This window comes from Roseimaritima multifibrata (assembly GCF_007741495.1).
In the GTDB taxonomy this organism is placed as follows: domain Bacteria; phylum Planctomycetota; class Planctomycetia; order Pirellulales; family Pirellulaceae; genus Roseimaritima; species Roseimaritima multifibrata.
This window is the reverse complement of the sequence record NZ_CP036262.1, coordinates 6,837,161-6,853,852: the sequence shown is the minus strand read 5'-3', so window position 1 is coordinate 6,853,852 and position 16,692 is coordinate 6,837,161. Positions and strand designations below refer to the sequence as shown.

Here is a 16,692-nt window from a genome sequence, read left to right as displayed (position 1 = left end):
CGTTACAAATAATTCAAAAGGGATAACTGCGACGTTTGCCCGATCAGCTGCATGGTCGCTTGCAGTGCGGTTTGGCTGGCATTCATGTTGGCAATCACGTCCGCGAAGTCGGTATCGATCGTGTTCGATAGCTGCTCGTTCAAGGAAACCACTTGGTCCGATGCATTGTTTCGCATGATTTCTATATTTTGAGTCCAGATGCCGACTCGGGCTCGAGAGGTCACCGCCTGTTTTAAAGCGTCATCGACTTGTTCCTGAAGGCGGCCGATTTCGTACGTGTCGCCGTCGCGAACGGCTTGTTCCAGTCGTAGTAGAGAGTCGATCGCGCCGCCGGGTTCGCGGAGGGCATAATCGCTGCCCACAAAGACGGCGGTTCCGCTTTGGGTGAAACCGACCGCTTCGTTTTCGCCTTCGGGAATCAGCCCCAGTCGGTTTCCTGCACTGCTCGCTTCGGCTTGTCGCACGGTCAGCGGATTCGCATCGGGGGGCGCGACCAATTCGATTCCGTTCCCAACCGAATTCAGGGACGCAGTGACCCGGCGAACATCTTGATTGTCGGGGTGGTCATTGATCGCGTCGAGGACATCCTGGACCGTTTCCAGGCCTTCAAATTCCAGTTCCAGTTCGGTCCCGTCGGGCCGGATGATGGTCAGTTCCGGGGCGTCGGTAAGATTCAGGATCCCGCGCTCGTGACCGAGTGAATCGAGCGTGGTTTCGGCCGTTGCACTGCGGATTCCAAGCGCCGTTGCAGCGGTCCCGCCATTCTCGCCGATCGAATAATCGACGCCGGCGCGGAGGGCTTCGATGTCGATTCGGCCGTTCGTCTGGTCGACAACCGCCCGCACATCGGCACCGCTGCGGTTGATCGCAATGATCACATCCCCGACCGTTTCGGCATCGCTCAGGTCAATCGTAAAAGTTTCATTGCCCTGTTGGATTTGAATCCCTGCGGAAACATCGATCCCGGCGCCACCGTTCAGCTGGTCAAGGGTTGTTCCGGCGGTCACCTGGGGCGTTAGTTTGCCTGAAATAAGCGGCGGGGGATCAAAACCGTCTTTGTTTTCAATGTTCAGGTCGGCTGCTGTGCTCGATCCGGGCGGGTCCGAAATTGCCAGCGTTCCCGCGAGTCCGTCTTGGTATTCGATTCGTAGGCTATCGTTCTGGATCGTTACGGACAGCGACCTTCCATTCAGGTCCATCGATTCAAGCACATCCTTGACGTCGCCGATGGTGGCGGTGGTGCTGAGGTCGACTTCTTGCCAGCTCGTGCCGTCGGAAATCCGGAGCGGCCCCGGGCGAATGCCTTGTCCGCCTCGAGTGTCGATCAATCGTGTTGCTTCCGTCAGGGTGGTGTCCAGCGGTTCGCCGTGAACCAATGGTTCACTGTTCCCCAGCGCCGACTGCAACGCCACCGTTGTCTGGACGGTCACGTTACCACTTGCCTTGGTTTGGCCGGTGGCCTGAGTGCCTGTGAACAGGACGGTCCCCGCTTCCGCGACCAGGGAGGGGCCTGTTTGGAGGATCCCCGAGAGTGTTTGGTGGTCGCGGAAAGTGGTATTGCCGGCGCTGACGATCTGTTCCATCGCCTGGCGGATTCCAATCGCGATCGCTTCCCGTTCATCATCGGGGAGGACATTGGACGCCGCTTGGACGGCGGCTCCGCGTGATTCGATCAATGCGTCATCGATCACGCTTAACGCTTGGTCGGCCGAAGCGTAAAATGCGGTTGTTTCATCCGCGTTTCGGACCAATTGTTCGCCGTAGCGAATCGAACTTTGCAAGCTAATGGCTCGACTGGCCGCCGCCGGGTCTTCGCCGATCCGCTGGATCCGCTGCCCGGTGCTTAACTGGTCATAATAGGACTGGATTGTCGTTTGGTCGGCATGCAACTGAGTCAGTAGACGCTGGTTTTGCAGCGGCACACTGGTTCGGCTTCCGGCAGTAGGGAACACTGACATAAGGGTCTGCTAACCAGTACAGTCGATACGAAAGAACAGAGGTCTATCTAAGTTTCGGTTTTTTATCCCATTTGATTGATTGTTTTTCTTCGATGGTATTTCCAGGGGCTCCGCCAATGATTGTGGTGGGGACAATGAATTTGACGCGAACAGCGGAAAAAGGTGACTTTGTCTGCCCTGAATGCAGGACTTGGCAAAATTATCGGATTCGATCGCGGCGTCCATATTTGACGATCTATTTCCTTCCCGTGGTCCCCGTCGGGGGGGCTCAGCGAGTCCTTCAGTGCTTGCAGTGCAGCCAGTTTTGGGACGAACGAGTGCTTCAGCGTCCCGATTCACATGCCGCTCCCAATTTGCCAAGCGAAGGCGAAGAGGAGTCCGTTTTCCGCGAGCAACTGATGCAGGCGGCCGTGCATTTGGCGATCGCTGAGGGGGAAATCAGCGAACAGATGATCGCGTCTCTGTTGCAAATCGCTTCTGAAAGACTGGGGATTCTGCTGGACCGCGAAAGCTTGGGCGAATATTGCTCGATTGCTTTTCAGAACAAAATTGGAATCCGCAATTATCTGCTCAGTGTCGATCACACCTGGTCGGAGTCGCAGTTCAGGATGGCCATCCAAACTTTATTCTTGGTCGCTTCGGTGGAAGCGGGGGTGTCGGCTACGGAACAAGAGGTCCTGCAGTCGCTGAAAGAACGTGGCGTGATTTCGGACGAACAATTTCAGCAGGACATCGAATCGCTGGTGAATTGAGCGATCCACATCGCTGTGCCTATTGCGGGTCTTGCGTCCGTTGTGCCCGGAGATCGCCAAGTAGCTTTTTAAGGTTTCTCGGATTTTGTCCTAGGTCCCCTTTTCCGACGCGCGATTGGCTGACGGCGGAGACTTCGGTTCGTTCGCGGTCGTTTGGACGCTGGATCGTGACATGGACATCGTCCACGAACCGAAAGAGCCGCGACCGACGGGTCAGATGCATTTTGGTGATGGCGGCAGTGGCATCGACCGACTGGAGTTCCCAGTTCGGTTGTTCCGTTACCCATTGCTCGATTTTTTCAGCAACCTTTTCGACCGACTCTGGCGTCCGCAGAGGGCGAAGGTCAGGGGTATCGGATTCGGGGTCGGTGGAGGCTCGGTTTTCGGTAAAATCGCGGCTCCAATCAAACACCCACATGCTCATCCAAACCAGGGCGATCCCTAGAATCAGCCGGCGTCTGGAGGCTAGTACACGGAAGGGGGAATACCGTTTAGGCTGCGGGTTAGGAATTTGTTTCATGTCGTTTTGAATATTGGGACTGTTGTGAGTCTGTTTGCCGATTCCGAAGCGGATCATCTTCGCGATGCGATGCCGTTGGCTGCCCGGATGCGGCCCAAGCGTTTAGCGGACCTGGTTGGTCAGCAACATATTCTAGCGCCTGGCAAATTGCTTCGGCGAATGATCGATGCAGGTCGACTGGGATCGATCATTCTGTTCGGGCCGCCGGGAACCGGGAAGACCACCGTCGCAAATCTATTGGCTAGCGAGACCGATGGTGGGTTTCGTCAGATCAGTGCCGTGACCGGCGGAGTCAAAGAAGTTCGCGAAGTGATGCAGTGGGCTCAGGATCAGGTCGCGACCGGTGCGGGGCGCCCGATCTTGTTTGTCGACGAAATTCATCGGTTCTCCAAATCACAGCAGGATGTCCTGTTGCCGGATGTCGAAGCGGGAATTGTTACGCTGGTCGGGGCGACCACCAGTAACCCCTTTTTCTCTGTAAACGCAGCCCTTCTCAGTCGTAGTCAGCTTTTCCAATTGAATCCATTATCGGTGGAGGATATCGCCGCTTTGCTACGACGCGCGATCGCCGACAAGGAATTGGGGCTGGGACATATCCGCATCGAAGTCGAAGACGCGGCTATCGATTTTCTCGCCAAAATCTGTGAAGGGGATGCTAGGCGTGCGCTGACGGCGTTGGAAATTGCCGTGCTGAGCGATCGAGGGGACGGACCGGTTCAGTTAACCGAGTCGCTCGCCCGTGAATCGGTCCAGCAGAAGCAGGTTGGCTACGACGGGACCGGTGACGATCACTACGATCTGGCCAGTGCCCTGATCAAGAGTATCCGTGGCAGCGATGTCGATGCGGGTTTGTACTGGTTGGCTAGGATGTTGGAAGGAGGCGAAGATATTCGCTTTATCTGTCGACGGTTGGTGATTTTGGCAAGCGAGGATATCGGCAACGCCGATCCCAACGCACTGACCGTTGCGGTAAGTGCGATGCAGGCTTGTGAGTTTATCGGGCTTCCCGAGTGTCAGTTAACGCTTAGCCAAACGGTCGCTTACCTTGCCTGTGCGCCAAAGAGCAATGCGGCGACAACGGCTATCGGGGCTGCCCGCACCGATGTCCGGCATGGCTCGATCGTCCCCGTCCCCATGCATCTTCGTGACGCTCATTATTCAGGAGCAAAAGATCTGGGGCACGGTAAGGGGTATCAGTTGGCTCACAATGCCGAGGGTGGGATTGCCGCACAAGAATATTTGGGTGTCGACAAAGAGTATTACCAGCCAACCGATCGAGGCTTCGAAGCCGAGCTGCAAACCCGCCTAGTCGAAATCCGCAAGCGATTGAAAGGCGAGTAGGGTTTCGTCAGCTGAAGCGTAGCCGACGCGACATCGCTGCCCAGGCATTGCCATCCGGGTGAGGGTAATGGCACGTAGTAGAGTCTCTCCGAGACTCGTGCTTGCAGGGTTCTCCGCCTCGGAGAGGCGGAGCTACGAGGCTCGTGCTGGCTGGGTTCTCCGCCTCGGAGAGGCGGAGCTACGAGGTTCGTGCTTGTTGGGTTCTCCGCCTCGGAGAGGCTAAAAATTTATAACTGACGAAAGTCTGGCTCCCCTCGCCCCTAAGCAAGCCTTTGTTGCGGAAGAAATCTTAGCTAGCTCATTCCGTGGTCGCGGCCTTTTCGTTTGATTTGGCGGAGCTTGCTTGGGGGAGAGGGGCTGGGGGAAAAGGGGGGATTTCCGCGAGGCGATTTTGCAGTGCAGGACCAGATAACGTCCCGCAATTCAAGCGTTTGTGTCATCCCTTGCCTACCTCTGTCGGCCCCCTCTCCCCCAGCCCCTCTCCCCCAAAACAAGCCTTTGAATCGCGTTCAACTGAACTAGCTGGCGAACAGGTGATTCAATATCAAACCTGTTTTAAGCGAGCTTGTTTTGAGGACGAGGGGAGCCAGATTTTCTTTACTTATTCTTTTCGCGTCCCGAGAGGCGGAGCTACGAGGGGTGAGGCGTTGCGACATCGCTGTCCAAGTATTGCCATCCGGGTGAGGGACATAGCACGTAGTAGAGTCTCTCCGAGACTCGTGCTTGCTGGGTTCTCCGCCTCGGAGAGGCGGAGCTACGAGGGTGTGGCGACGCGACATCGCTGTCCAGGGACTGCCATCCGGGTGAGGGTAATAGCACGTAGTAGAGTCTCTCCGAGACTCGTGCTTGCAGGGTTCTCCGCCTCGGAGAGGCGTAGCTACGAGGGTCGGAGCTACGAGGGTCGACCGGACGCGAAAGGCGACGTTCAATTAAATTTTTAAGGGCTCTTCATCTATTCTTAATGCGGCGATCACCTTTTGTTCATTGTCGGTGGTTCTAATCCGCGGGAGATATTCTTCCGAGCCGTTTCTATGAGCCAATTGGTTCGCGCCGGAAAGAGAATTGTTGGAATCATTGAGGACTTATTGATATGTCAATGCGACATAAGTCTGCGGCTGCGATTGCTGGGCGACGCTCGGCATTTACGCTTGTGGAATTGCTGGTTGTGATTGCCATTATTGGCGTTTTGGTGGGGTTGTTGTTGCCGGCGGTTCAAGCCGCTCGCGAAGCCGCTCGCCGAATGCAGTGCCAAAACAATATGAAGCAATTGGGTTTGGCGATGCACAATCACATGGATACCTATGGCTCGTTCCCGCCAGGCTATCTTTGCTACGACGAATCGGGGAATCGCTACAAAACCGGTGGCTGGCAACATGGGCAAAATGAAATGGGCTGGCATTGGTTGCCAATGCTTTTCCCTTACATGGAACAGCCAGCACTCTGGGAGCGGATCAAACTGTGCGAGGAACGCCGCGGCCCGCAGCATACGCAGAACCCTTGTGATGACTGCGAATACCAAGCTCCGGAACATACGGGCCGAGGCCAGTTGCCCGGTTTCTCGCGTTGCCCTTCAGCAACCAATTCAGAGGTCCAGTTTAGTGACGGTAGCTATGGCCTAGAAGCACTTGCCAAGGGAAGTAATTACGCGGTCAGCTGGGGATCGGGAAACATGCTTTCCTGGGAAAGCAGCAAGACTCGCGGAGCTTACGGGACGTATTACACGACGCAGGAACAGATCGTCGTCGGTTTGGGAGGAAGTGGCGACCGCTTCCAGAACAAACGTGGAATGGGCAGCCAAGATTTCGATGACGGCATGAGCAATACCATGGCACTTAGCGAAGTGTTGTCGACCGACACCACCACCGATATTCGCGGAGTCTGGATGTCGCCTGCGATGGGAGCGACCATCTTCTCGGCTTTCCTGAGTCCAAATTCAAAAGAGAACGATGTTATCGCGGCTTGCGATGAAGGCTACTCCACCGGAGCTGGACCGAATATGGTCTGTGCCGAAGAGCGTTCAACCGCCGATGTGTACGCCGCAGCCAGAAGCCAGCATCCTTCCGGTGTGAATGTGCTGATGGCAGATGGTTCCGTACGGTTTGGGTCTGAAACCATTGATCTTGTAAATGTTTGGCAAGCGATGGCAACGGCACAGAATGGTGAGGTTGTTTCTGAATAATGAATACGAAAGTGAATATCAAGATGAAGTGGATGTTGTTGGCCTGTGTGCCCGTGCTTGGCTTGGTTGTAGGCTGTGGTGGAAGTTCCCCTGCGGTTGCCACGCTTAAGCAAGACGCATTTGCACAAGTCGAAGGACTGGGCGACGTTGCTGGCGATGAAACGCTGTTCAACGAAGCCTTTGTCGCAGGAGCGGCTCCGAAGAATCGCAAAGACTACGCAGTCCGAGGTTACCAAGTTGTCGGCGAGCCAGAAGTTAATGGCGAATCGGCGACGCTTACCGTTAAAATTTTTGGCGGTGTGCATGCAACAGGTAGCAGCGACCGCAGTAGCGTTGGAAGCGAAACCGGTGAAGTGGAACAGACCTGGACGCTGCAAAGAAGTGGCGAAGAATGGAAAATTAAAGACGCTCCGCTAGGTTGATTTTGATCAATCCGGTTCCGAGAATCGGGGCGCTCTGCTTACGCGGATGGCCCCTCGGCTCTCATGGTGTTTGAGTGCGAAGGTCTCGACGACTGGAATCGGCTCCGTGCCAACTTGTTTGGTATGGAGCGGATATTCGAAATCAAAGGCGGGCATGGAGACGCTATAGAGTAAATCACGAAGAGAGGGTGACCTCTGTTCTTACTCTGGCATTCGGTTTTACACGCGGTTTCTTTCCCCTTGCTCAGGGAACCGTTTTGCTCTTCATGAGCGGGGTCGAACCTAACTAAGCGTGAAAACAGGTACGCGACTCGGTTACTAGACCACTTCCACTGCTCGCGTTTGTTTAAACGCTTTTTGGTACGGAATGTAAAACAAGATTCCTCTACCAGAGGTTGTCGGCGCTGCTCGGTTGTGCGTTATCGATAGGTCTCAGTCCGGAGGGTTGAGTAACCATTTCAATGAGTGGCAGCGGCTGTTGCCTCAACCGGAAAGAGAGCCCGAAATCGATCGGGCATACTGAACGCATGTATCTTTTCGGCAGGCGGGATTCCTCAGCCGTCAGCCGGAAAGGAGGCTCACTGGGGGTATCGATTCCCTAGATGCGTTCGGAATGTTCTTGAAACCATGATTAGTTTGTTAAGATTTTTCTGGCGATTTGGTGCGGGAAACCGTAGGATGCCTTGCCGTTCCCTTTTGGGGGGTGTTCGTTACTGGTGCTTCTTCTCTCGAGATTGTTTGTTTGGGAGGGATTGAATCGTCGGTTCGTTCACCCTTTAACGTTTTTCTTTAGGTGAGGGTGTCATGTCTCAAGAAAAGAAGTTTTTTTTCAGGAACGCGGGGCGACGGCCTGCGTTTACGCTTGTTGAATTGTTGGTCGTGATTGCAATCATTGGTGTGCTGGTGGGGTTGTTGTTGCCTGCGGTCCAAGCGGCGCGTGAAGCAGCGAGGCGGATGCAGTGCCAAAACAACATGAAGCAACTGGGGTTGGCGATGCAGAATCACATGGATGTTCATGGATCGTTCCCGCCGGGATACTTGTGCTACGACGAATCGGGTAACCGTTACAAAACGGGTGGCTGGCAGCATGGACAGAATGAATTGGGTTGGCACTGGCTGCCAATGCTATTCCCATTCATGGAACAGCCCGCTATGTGGGACCGGATCAAGAGCTGCGAAGCGGCTCGCGCTGACGAGCACACTCAGAATCCATGCGATGACTGCGAGTGGCAGGCTCCAAATCATACGGGCCGCGATCAGTTGCCTGAGTTCGCCCGCTGTCCAACTGCCTTGAATTCGGAAGTTCAGTTTACCGATGGTAGTTATGGGCTAGAAGCGGTCGCCAAAGGTAGCAACTACGCGGTTAGCTGGGGATCTGGAAATATGCTTTCCTGGGAATCCAATCAGACTCGCGGTGCGTTTGGAACCTACTACACCACTCAGGAAAAGATCGTGAAAAGCCTTGGTGGCAGTGGCGATCGATTCCAGAATAAGAATGGAATGGGAAGTCAGGACTTTGTAGATGGAATGAGTAATACGATTGCGTTAAGTGAGGTTCTGTCGACGGATACGAAAACGGACATTCGTGGAGTCTGGATGTCGCCTGCTATGGGGGCTACGATATTCTCGGCGTTCCTTAGTCCGAACTCGAAAGAAAACGACGTGATCGCTGCTTGCGATGAGAGTTTTGTCTCTAAAGCCGGACCGAATTTGATCTGTACCGAGGAACGAGCGACAGCCGATGTTTATGCGGCCGCTAGGAGTTTGCATCCTTCCGGGGTCAATACGTTAAGGGCGGATGGTTCCGTGCATTTTGTTTCGGAAACCATTGATCGTGTTAATGTTTGGCATGCGTTGGCGACCGCGCAAGGTGGTGAGGCTATTTCGGAGTAATGGAAATTCAAATGAGTAAAAAAGCAAATTGGATCCTTGCCGTTTCCCTTCCCGTTTTGGGTTTGATGCTAGGCTGTGGCGGAGGTGCCGCAGCTGTATCGACTTTGGAACAGGACGCCTACGCCCAAGTCGAAGGCTTGGGCGATGCAGCAGGCGATCAGGCAATGTTTGAGGAAGCCTTTGTGGCCGGGGCCGCACCCAAAAACCGTTCGGAGTACGCTTCGCGTGGTTATGAAGTTGTGGGTGAACCGGTAATCGAAGGCGATAACGCTACGTTGAAGGTTAAGATCTTTGGTGGTGTTTTTGAAACCGGAGGTAGTGACAGCGGAAAGGGCGGTAAGGATACCGGCGAAGTCGAGCAGACTTGGACGCTGCAGCGAAGTGGTGAAGCTTGGAAAATTAAAGACGCTCCGTTAGGTTAATTTTGATCAATCCGGTTCGTATTGCCGTTCCCATCGCCGTCGTCATTCTTTTGGCGGCGGCGATGATCTATTTGACAGGTGGCTGGGATGGTACCGGTGGGTCTCTACCTACCACCGATGAACATGCCGCTCAGCCTTTCGATGGCGGTTCGCCTGTCGACGAACAGGTTGAAGCTTGGAAGGCGCTGATCGCTGCAAATTTTGCAGGCGACGCTGCGTGTGCGTCCTGCCACGCCGAAGAAATGAAGGCCCACAAACGCAGCGGGCATTCACATACTCTGGCCATGATGCACGATTCGCAGTGGGCGGAAGAGTTGCTTGAATTGGCAACCTATGAGGACCCACGACGCGACCAACGTTTCCGATTTCAGACTCGCGATAATCAGTTTACCGTTCAGGATGTTGCGAATCCTGGCACACCCGCCATGCCCGTTACTTGGCTGCTTGGTTCTGGAGTCCATGCTCAGACACCGATCTGGGTCGATGAATCGTCACAACGCGGCGTCGAAATGCGTTGGTCCTACCTAGCTCCCTCCGATGCGATTGGTGTGACTCCCGATCATGAACGGTTCGACGACTATCAGCAGGGGACGATCGAATGTTATGGACGTCCGCTAGATAACGCTAGTGTGAGAGCCTGCTTGGCTTGTCACACCACGATGAGCCCTCCGCCGAACTTGCCCATTCGTCAGGATTTGTATATCGCGAATGTTGGCTGTGAGCGCTGTCATGGGCCGCGTAAGAAACATGTGGTGATGGCTGAGCAGGGGCTGGCCGAACAGGCGAAGCCGTTGGTCACGCTTGATAATCCGGCCGCAGCGATGAAGGTCTGTGTGCAGTGTCATCGTGATGCGGATTCGGTTTCGCCCACTGCCACTCCGGAAGAACTGGTTCGTTTTCAACCCTACGGACTAAAAAAGAGTCGCTGCTTTATCGAGTCGTCAGGGAAGATGGGCTGTTCCAGTTGTCATGATGCACATGACGCGGTTTCTACCGATCGCCGTTTGTACATCGAACGGTGCCAACAATGTCATCAGCCCAAAAGTTCCAACGACTGCCCGCAAATGCCGACTGGCGATTGCATTCAATGTCATATGCCTGCTGTCGAATGGACGGCGGGAATCGAGTTCCACGATCACTGGATTCGGTCCCCTGAATAGTCACGCACCTTCTGTTCCGCCTAGCACTGCGACGAACAAATACGGTTTCTTGTTTTCGCCAGCGGTCGATTTGCTATTTATTGCAAACCTGTTCTGGCCGTTACTGCTGCTGGTCGATATCACCGGCGGGATCACCACGCACGAAAATCTGTTGTTTTGGCAGATCTATTTCATCACTGCGCCGCATCGCTGGATTACGTTGATCTTGGTCGCTGCCGAGCATGACAAATATGTTGATCGGCGCTGGACCTTTATTGGGTTCGCTGGAGTCGTGATTGCGGTCTGTCTGTGCGTGCAGTTTGGTACTGGTTCGTTGCTCTGTTTAGGTGTGGTCGATTACATCTGGAACGCTTGGCATTTTTCCTCACAGCATCACGGTATTTTCAGGATTTATGAGCGGAAGAGTTTCTGTTCCAGCAGTTCGGTGGCGCTGCGTGTGGAGAAGGTCTTTTTTCGTTTGTTCATGCTTTACACGATCGCTCGAGTTGCTGGTTGGGGATGGCAGGACGGGCCGTTTGGCGGCAGTGAAATCGCGGCATGGCTGGATGGAAGCATGTTGTTTGTCCCTTTGTTTTTTGTCCTGCGGCAATTGGGACGTTGGTACCGTTATCCGGCAACCGGGTTCCCCTCGGTCGCCTACCTGACCAGCGTGATGGTCCTGTTTGTGGCAATGCTGGCTGCCTGCCATTACGAAAATAATTCGTTGGTGATTCAGTTGGCCCTGGCATCTGCGGTGTTTCATTCATTGGAATACATGTCGATCGTGACCTGGGCGGTCCAGAAATCAAAGTCGACGACCAAATTGTTTCGTTCGATGGCTCGAACTTGGTTGCTGTTCTTGATGGTGTTTGTGTTGGTCATCGGAGCTGGGAACTACTTGGTTTCCAAGGGCTGGTTTGAATTTTGGGTGACCATCAATTTGATGGTCGCTTTCATGCACTACGGTTTTGACGGGATGATTTGGAAGTCCCCGAAACCCAAAACGGCCTCTTCTGTGGCGGGGCAAGTATGAATGCCAAACGGAATCGACTTCCCGAAATGTCAGCGGCAGTTTCCGCTGTGAATACGGGTGACGCGAAACAGCAGCATTGGCTGTCTGGGCTGGGACTGACGCTTGGAATCGCGTTGGTTTTTGCAGCGTTCAGTCAGTTGCGTGCCGGGTCAGGGGAAGCGATCCTTGTGTTTGGACGCATGGATGTTCTGTTGTGTGCTTTGTTGGTGGTGCTGCCCAGTTCGCTGCGATTTGCGGCCAGAGCTTCAGCCGTTTCGATCGGGATACGTGCACTGTTGTTTCTAGTGTGTGTGGTAATCGTTTTTGTCGTCTATCAGGCGGCCTCGTTTCAGATCCAATCGGGAATCGCTTCTCGGGGGACATGGCCGTGGATGGTGGTGGTGGCTTGGTTTTCAATGGCGGCCGTGGGGCTGGCGGTCGCTTGGTCAAAGCTGATTTTGACGGGGAATTCCGATCGTCGCTGGGGCTGGGATTTAGCCTTTTTGGTGATGGCGGTTTGCCTGCCAGCGCTTTACGTGGACAGCGCTTCGAATGGCCTGCGGACGGAACTGAATCGTTCGCTACAAGATCAGAGAATCTTGCGAGGTCTAGGCCAAGCCGAACGCTTGTGGCAGTTACAGCCGCAGTGGAAGGTGCAGGAAATTCCGCTGGGAAGCCTGGTAAAGGATTTGCAAGAAGCGAACCGGCAACTCATGCTTGAATCGGAGCGTCCTTTAAGTCCGTCGGCGCCGACGGCTGCATTGGGCGGACGCGTCGGAGTGTTGCTGCAGTTAGAGCAACCGCAGCAGGCACTACGGAAATTGCAGCCGTTGCTTTCAGGCGATCGCTTCCATCCCATTGCACTCGATTATCAAGGATTGTGTTACCAGCGAATGGAACGTTATGAAGAAAGTTTGAAAGCCTACCAAGCGTCCGCTGATTACTGGAAAGAACAGCCTGAACAACCGCAACAGGTTGCGGGGTTAAGCAGTGCTCTTAAAGGAATCGCGTATGCGTACCGTCATTTGGGGATGAAGCTGGCCGAGGAGCAAGCCTACACGGAATTGGTTGAACGGTACCCGAGTGGAACCAACCATTTGATGTTGGCGAAATGTTTGCAGGACCATCAGAAAAGTGGTCTGGCAGCCGAACATGCAAAGGCTGCGAAACAGCAGGACCCGGCATTAGCGTCGCAGGCCGATGAAATGATAACGTCGATGGCCGTAAATCATTTTGGTTGTTTTCAGGTGGGGCGCTAAGTGTCGCCTTTTGCTCGGCGAAAGAACGCTCTCTTAAAGCAACTTTCGCGGAGCGAAAGGCTACAATCTTTCTCCGCTCGGAAATCGTCATTTGTGATTTCTTCGTTCCGAGAGACGAGGCTAGGTTTTTACAGCAGTACCCATAGTGCGGCGGCTAAGAGGTCTGCTGTGGTTCCTGGGTTGCGTTGGTTGCCATCGGCCCGGAGCCACTGGTCGAAGGATTGCCAGGCCTTTGGTGAATGGTTTTTGTCAATCACATCGCCCGCCCGTTGTTGTGCCTCACGGGCGATCTCTTGTCCCGCTTTGCGTGCGATTAAGGAATCAGGTTGTTCCGCTAGGATTTCGATTTGAGCCCGCTGGATGCCGCAAAGGATGTCGCCGCATTTGCGGATCGATCGGTCCAGGGTGCCCACTAGTTTGTCGCTCAAAATGTCTTCGAATCCGTCGGCATATTGCAAGGCGATTCGGTCGCGATCGGCAGCGGACCGCATGGCCGTAAGCAGATCTGGCATCTCTTTGCTGGCGGCCCTGGCGTGTCGTACGTCCATCGATTCGGAAGCTTGCATCCGTCGGTCGTCCATGCCGCCCGGTTTCGCCAGTTGGATGGCAGCATAAACATCGGCGGTGTCCGCGGTGTTCAAATCTTGCAAAACCTGGGCAACGGAAACCTGCAGTTGCCCGGCAGGAATTTCTTCGATTTGAGAAAACGTCTGCCGTGCAATCGAAAGAGGTGCCAGCAGCAGAATGATTCCCAGATTAACGTTGGTGTTGCAGGCCAACTGGGTCGCGGTCACCGCGTTCAGGATCAATTTTCCGCAGCGGAGCAGGGACCGTTCAGAGGATGGTTCCCCGTTTGCAAAGCAGGGAGCAATCGCGTCGGCCGCTGCGACAAAATCGGCATACTGCAGGTCGGAAAAACCGACGCCCGGGTAGACGTTGCCAGCCTTGGGAGCGGTCGCTTCCAGGATACATGCCCAGCGAACCCGGTCGGCATCCGAATGGATGCTGCTGCGGAGTGCGTTCAGGGGATCAGACACACGACTTTTCGCGTTGCAGCGAACGAACGGCTTCGATCACATCCTCAGGCGATTCTTCCATCACGTAATGACCAACGTCGGCCAGTTTGGTGGCTTGGGCCAAGGGAAGAGCCTCTTGCAGACGATCGAGACATTCCGGGCGGAAGCACCAGTCCTTCATCCCCCACACCAGGCGTGCTGGCAGGTGGCTTAGCTTCGCTAGGTCTTTCTCTAGTTTCTCAAGCGGTGCATAAGTCGGGTGGGATCGGTTCATTGGAATGTCTTTGACGAAGGCATTTACCGCGACGCGGTTGTGCCAGTTGTCATACGGAGCCAGCAGACCGGCTGCAGCGATATCGCTTAGGGGACGACGGTCAACCGCCATCGTGATCGCCGCTCGCGAGAAGGCATTGGCGCCGCGGAGCGCCAGCGTGCCCAGTAAAGGGAATCTACAAACCGAGATTCGTCGAGGAATATAGGGCGGCGGAAAGGCGGCCGTGTTTAGCAGCACCAATCCGGAGAAGCGTTCCGGTTGTTCGACCGCAGCAGAAAGCCCGATTGCGCCTCCCCAGTCGTGCGCGACCAGGATCACATTTTTTAGATCAAGATGCTCGATCAGACGCAGCAAATTGTCGCGGTGCTGCGTCAGCTGATACGGGTAATGTTGCGGTTTGTCGCTTAGCCCACAGCCCATATGGTCACTGGCGACAACGCGACATGTCCCCACATCCGACATCGATTGCGGTAACTGCGTTGCTAACGCTCGATAGTAAAAACTCCAAGTCGGATTGCCATGGACGGCAAGGACCGTTTGCTCTCCTTCACCAACATCGATGTAATGGTAGCGATGGCCATCCAGGTCGATCCAGTTTGACGGAAACGGGTACTCGGATCGCCATGAGGCAGCGGAATCCATGGGCGAGGGTCTGCGGAGTTTTTCGTAGGGCGAAATCCCAGAGCGGTTGCTCTGGGAGCGATTTTTAAGACAGCCTGCGGATCAAGTATCGATGATGTCTTCAGGCGAAAGAATCGGGACGGCGTTTTCTTGGACATCCTGTTTCTCTCGCCAGGGCGTGTCCTTCTTGTAGCTTTCCAGTTCCAATTTCAATTGGTCTAGCTGTTCGTTTTCGTCTTTGGTTCCTGCGGCGACAGCTTTTTCCGACCACTCGCGAGCTTTTTCGAAGTCCCCGGTTTCGGCGTAGGCTGCGGCAAGGGTGCTGAGGATGTGAGCTTCCTTGAATTCCGTCAGTTCGCAAGCTTCGTTAGCCAGTTCGACGGCTCGTTCCCCATTGCGAAGCGATTCGTCGGGCGAGGTTGCCAGGACCCAAGCCAAGTTGTTCAGGATCCCTGATTTACTTGCTTCTAGTCCTTCTTGGTTTTCTTCTTTGTTGATGGTTTCAAGCGCTTTGGAGTAATCGGCAACCGCTTTGTCATGTTCGCTGGTGCTCAGTTGAGCATCGGCTCGCATTCGCAAGGCACGCCAGTTGTCCGGTTCGCGTTTAAGAACCGTATCGATAACGTCAATCGCTCGACGTGGTCGGTTATCCAGTTGGAAGTAATTTGCAAGTTGTAGTGCGAACGCTGTGTTGTCAGGCACCGAAGCAACAAGTAGTTGCATGTCGTTGATGGCGTCGGCCATGCGTCCTTCTTCGACAGCCAACATGCTCCGCATCATGATTCCTTGGACGCTGTTGGGCTGAATCTTGAGGGCTTCAACAACATCGCGACGGGCTCCCTTCGCGTCATCTTGGCCGAGCAGGATTTCAGCACGCATTAGCAGGGCTGCGAAATCGCGTTTGTCTAGCGTGAGGGCTTTGGTTAGGTCTTCCAGTGCATCGTCGGTTTTGCCTTGCGACTGGTAGATCACCGCTCGCAGTCGATACAGTTCGCCACGCGGTTGGTCGGAGAGTGCATCGGACAACATCTTTTCCGCTTCGTCGATGCGTTCCAGGCGGAGCAGGGCACGGACCGCTTCGGTGACCACGGCGGAATTTTCTGGAGTCAGTTCGAGCAGTTTTTGCATGTCTTCCAGAGCGGCTTCGGTGTCGCCATTTTGCATTCGCAGCATCGCGCGGCCTTGGTGGGCGGGAACGCTTTGCGGATCCGCTTTGATGGCGCGGTCGAAGTCTTCCAGGCGTGCTGCATCGTCGTCTTGCAGCAATGCACGCAGGACCAAAGCTTCGGCACGTTGGCGGTCATTGTCGCCAAGCTGCTGAATCGCCGCGGTGGCGGCTTGGCGAGCTCGGGTTTTGTTGCCGCCCGGCAAGATGTTCAAGCGGGCGATTAGCAGGTGAGCGTCGGCAAGGGTCGGGTCGTGTTTAACCGCCGTTTCCAAAGCGTCGATCGCTTCGTTGCGAAGCGTGCGGAAACCGCGAGCGCCTGCTTGCTGAATCTGTTCGGCGATCGCTTTTCCCTTCTGCAAAGAAACCGCGCCCAGCATCTTGTTAGCGAAAGCTTGGTTCTCTTCGTCAAGGCCTTTGGCAATTGCCGATTCGAGGAGTGCCGTGACTTCTTGCAGGTCTTGAGCGGTCTGGGCATCGATCCGTTTGACCATCGCCTCATCAAGGTCGCTCCGCCCCTCGTTTTGGGCGAATGCGGGGCTGGCGAATGCGAGGGCAATCCACGCCAGTGAGGCAAAGAGCAAAGGACGGTAGGAAAGAAGCAATGTCATGGTGATTTGTTCCGCGAGCGGGTAAGTTCCAAAGGACTTCAATACTATTATTGCCAATCGTGCGCCCCAAACGAAGTGGGTGCGGACGAAATGACATTGTTTTCCGCT

Annotated in this window: 14 protein-coding genes; 9 read left to right on the top strand and 5 right to left on the bottom strand. The window is 54.7% G+C overall.

The window, feature by feature from the left end; genetic code table 11:
* Nucleotides 1-2 precede the first annotated feature (2 nt).
* Nucleotides 3-1,958, bottom strand: coding sequence for a flagellin N-terminal helical domain-containing protein (locus FF011L_RS24780; protein WP_145354614.1), 1,956 nt, complete (start codon nt 1,956-1,958; stop codon nt 3-5).
* Nucleotides 1,959-2,050: 92 nt separating this feature from the next.
* On the opposite strand from FF011L_RS24780, the gene FF011L_RS24775 reads away from it, so the two are divergent.
* Nucleotides 2,051-2,710 carry a zinc-ribbon domain-containing protein gene (locus FF011L_RS24775; protein ID WP_145354613.1) on the top strand — a complete coding sequence of 220 codons (660 nt, stop codon included), beginning with the start codon at nt 2,051-2,053 and terminating at the stop codon, nt 2,708-2,710.
* Between the two features lie 19 nt (nt 2,711-2,729).
* On the opposite strand, the gene FF011L_RS24770 is transcribed toward FF011L_RS24775, so the two are convergent.
* A complete protein-coding gene (locus FF011L_RS24770; protein WP_218932866.1) occupies nt 2,730-3,230 on the bottom strand; it encodes a DUF1499 domain-containing protein in 501 nt (166 codons plus the stop codon).
* Between the two features lie 24 nt (nt 3,231-3,254).
* On the opposite strand from FF011L_RS24770, the gene FF011L_RS24765 reads away from it, so the two are divergent.
* The 8 genes from FF011L_RS24765 (at nt 3,255) to FF011L_RS24730 (ending at nt 12,897) form a co-directional block, all read left to right on the top strand.
* Entirely contained in the window at nt 3,255-4,571 is a 1,317-nt protein-coding gene (locus FF011L_RS24765) for a replication-associated recombination protein A (protein ID WP_145354611.1), read from the top strand.
* 1,096 nt (nt 4,572-5,667) lie between these two features.
* Nucleotides 5,668-6,750: a DUF1559 domain-containing protein gene (locus tag FF011L_RS24760; protein ID WP_449314213.1), complete on the top strand. Its 1,083-nt coding sequence runs from the start codon at nt 5,668-5,670 to the stop codon at nt 6,748-6,750.
* Nucleotides 6,750-7,172, top strand: a complete 423-nt coding sequence (locus tag FF011L_RS24755; protein WP_246109614.1) for a hypothetical protein — start codon at nt 6,750-6,752, stop codon at nt 7,170-7,172. Before FF011L_RS24760 ends, FF011L_RS24755 begins: the two co-directional genes overlap by 1 nt.
* 804 nt (nt 7,173-7,976) lie before the next feature.
* Entirely contained in the window at nt 7,977-9,065 is a 1,089-nt protein-coding gene (locus FF011L_RS24750; protein WP_145354609.1) for a DUF1559 domain-containing protein, read from the top strand.
* 11 nt (nt 9,066-9,076) lie between these two features.
* Nucleotides 9,077-9,487, top strand: coding sequence for a hypothetical protein (locus FF011L_RS24745; protein WP_145354608.1), 411 nt, complete (start codon nt 9,077-9,079; stop codon nt 9,485-9,487).
* 2 nt (nt 9,488-9,489) lie between these two features.
* On the top strand, nt 9,490-10,647 hold the full coding sequence (locus FF011L_RS24740; protein WP_246109613.1) for a multiheme c-type cytochrome: 1,158 nt from the start codon (nt 9,490-9,492) through the stop codon (nt 10,645-10,647).
* 49 nt (nt 10,648-10,696) lie between these two features.
* Nucleotides 10,697-11,659, top strand: coding sequence for a hypothetical protein (locus FF011L_RS24735; protein WP_246109612.1), 963 nt, complete (start codon nt 10,697-10,699; stop codon nt 11,657-11,659).
* The gene (locus FF011L_RS24730; RefSeq protein ID WP_145354607.1) at nt 11,656-12,897 is read left to right on the top strand and encodes a tetratricopeptide repeat protein; all 1,242 of its coding nucleotides are present in this window, start codon (nt 11,656-11,658) and stop codon (nt 12,895-12,897) included. Before FF011L_RS24735 ends, FF011L_RS24730 begins: the two co-directional genes overlap by 4 nt.
* A gap of 128 nt (nt 12,898-13,025) precedes the next feature.
* On the opposite strand, the gene FF011L_RS24725 is transcribed toward FF011L_RS24730, so the two are convergent.
* The 3 genes from FF011L_RS24725 to FF011L_RS24715 all read right to left on the bottom strand — a co-directional run bounded on the left by FF011L_RS24725 (nt 13,026) and on the right by FF011L_RS24715 (nt 16,584).
* The gene (locus FF011L_RS24725) at nt 13,026-13,934 is read right to left on the bottom strand and encodes a triphosphoribosyl-dephospho-CoA synthase (protein WP_145354606.1); all 909 of its coding nucleotides are present in this window, start codon (nt 13,932-13,934) and stop codon (nt 13,026-13,028) included.
* Nucleotides 13,927-14,829: an alpha/beta fold hydrolase gene (locus FF011L_RS24720; RefSeq protein WP_145354605.1), complete on the bottom strand. Its 903-nt coding sequence runs from the start codon at nt 14,827-14,829 to the stop codon at nt 13,927-13,929. Before FF011L_RS24720 ends, FF011L_RS24725 begins: the two co-directional genes overlap by 8 nt.
* An 81-nt stretch (nt 14,830-14,910) precedes the next feature.
* A complete protein-coding gene (locus FF011L_RS24715; RefSeq protein WP_145354604.1) occupies nt 14,911-16,584 on the bottom strand; it encodes a tetratricopeptide repeat protein in 1,674 nt (557 codons plus the stop codon).
* Between the last annotated feature and the right edge of the window lie 108 nt (nt 16,585-16,692).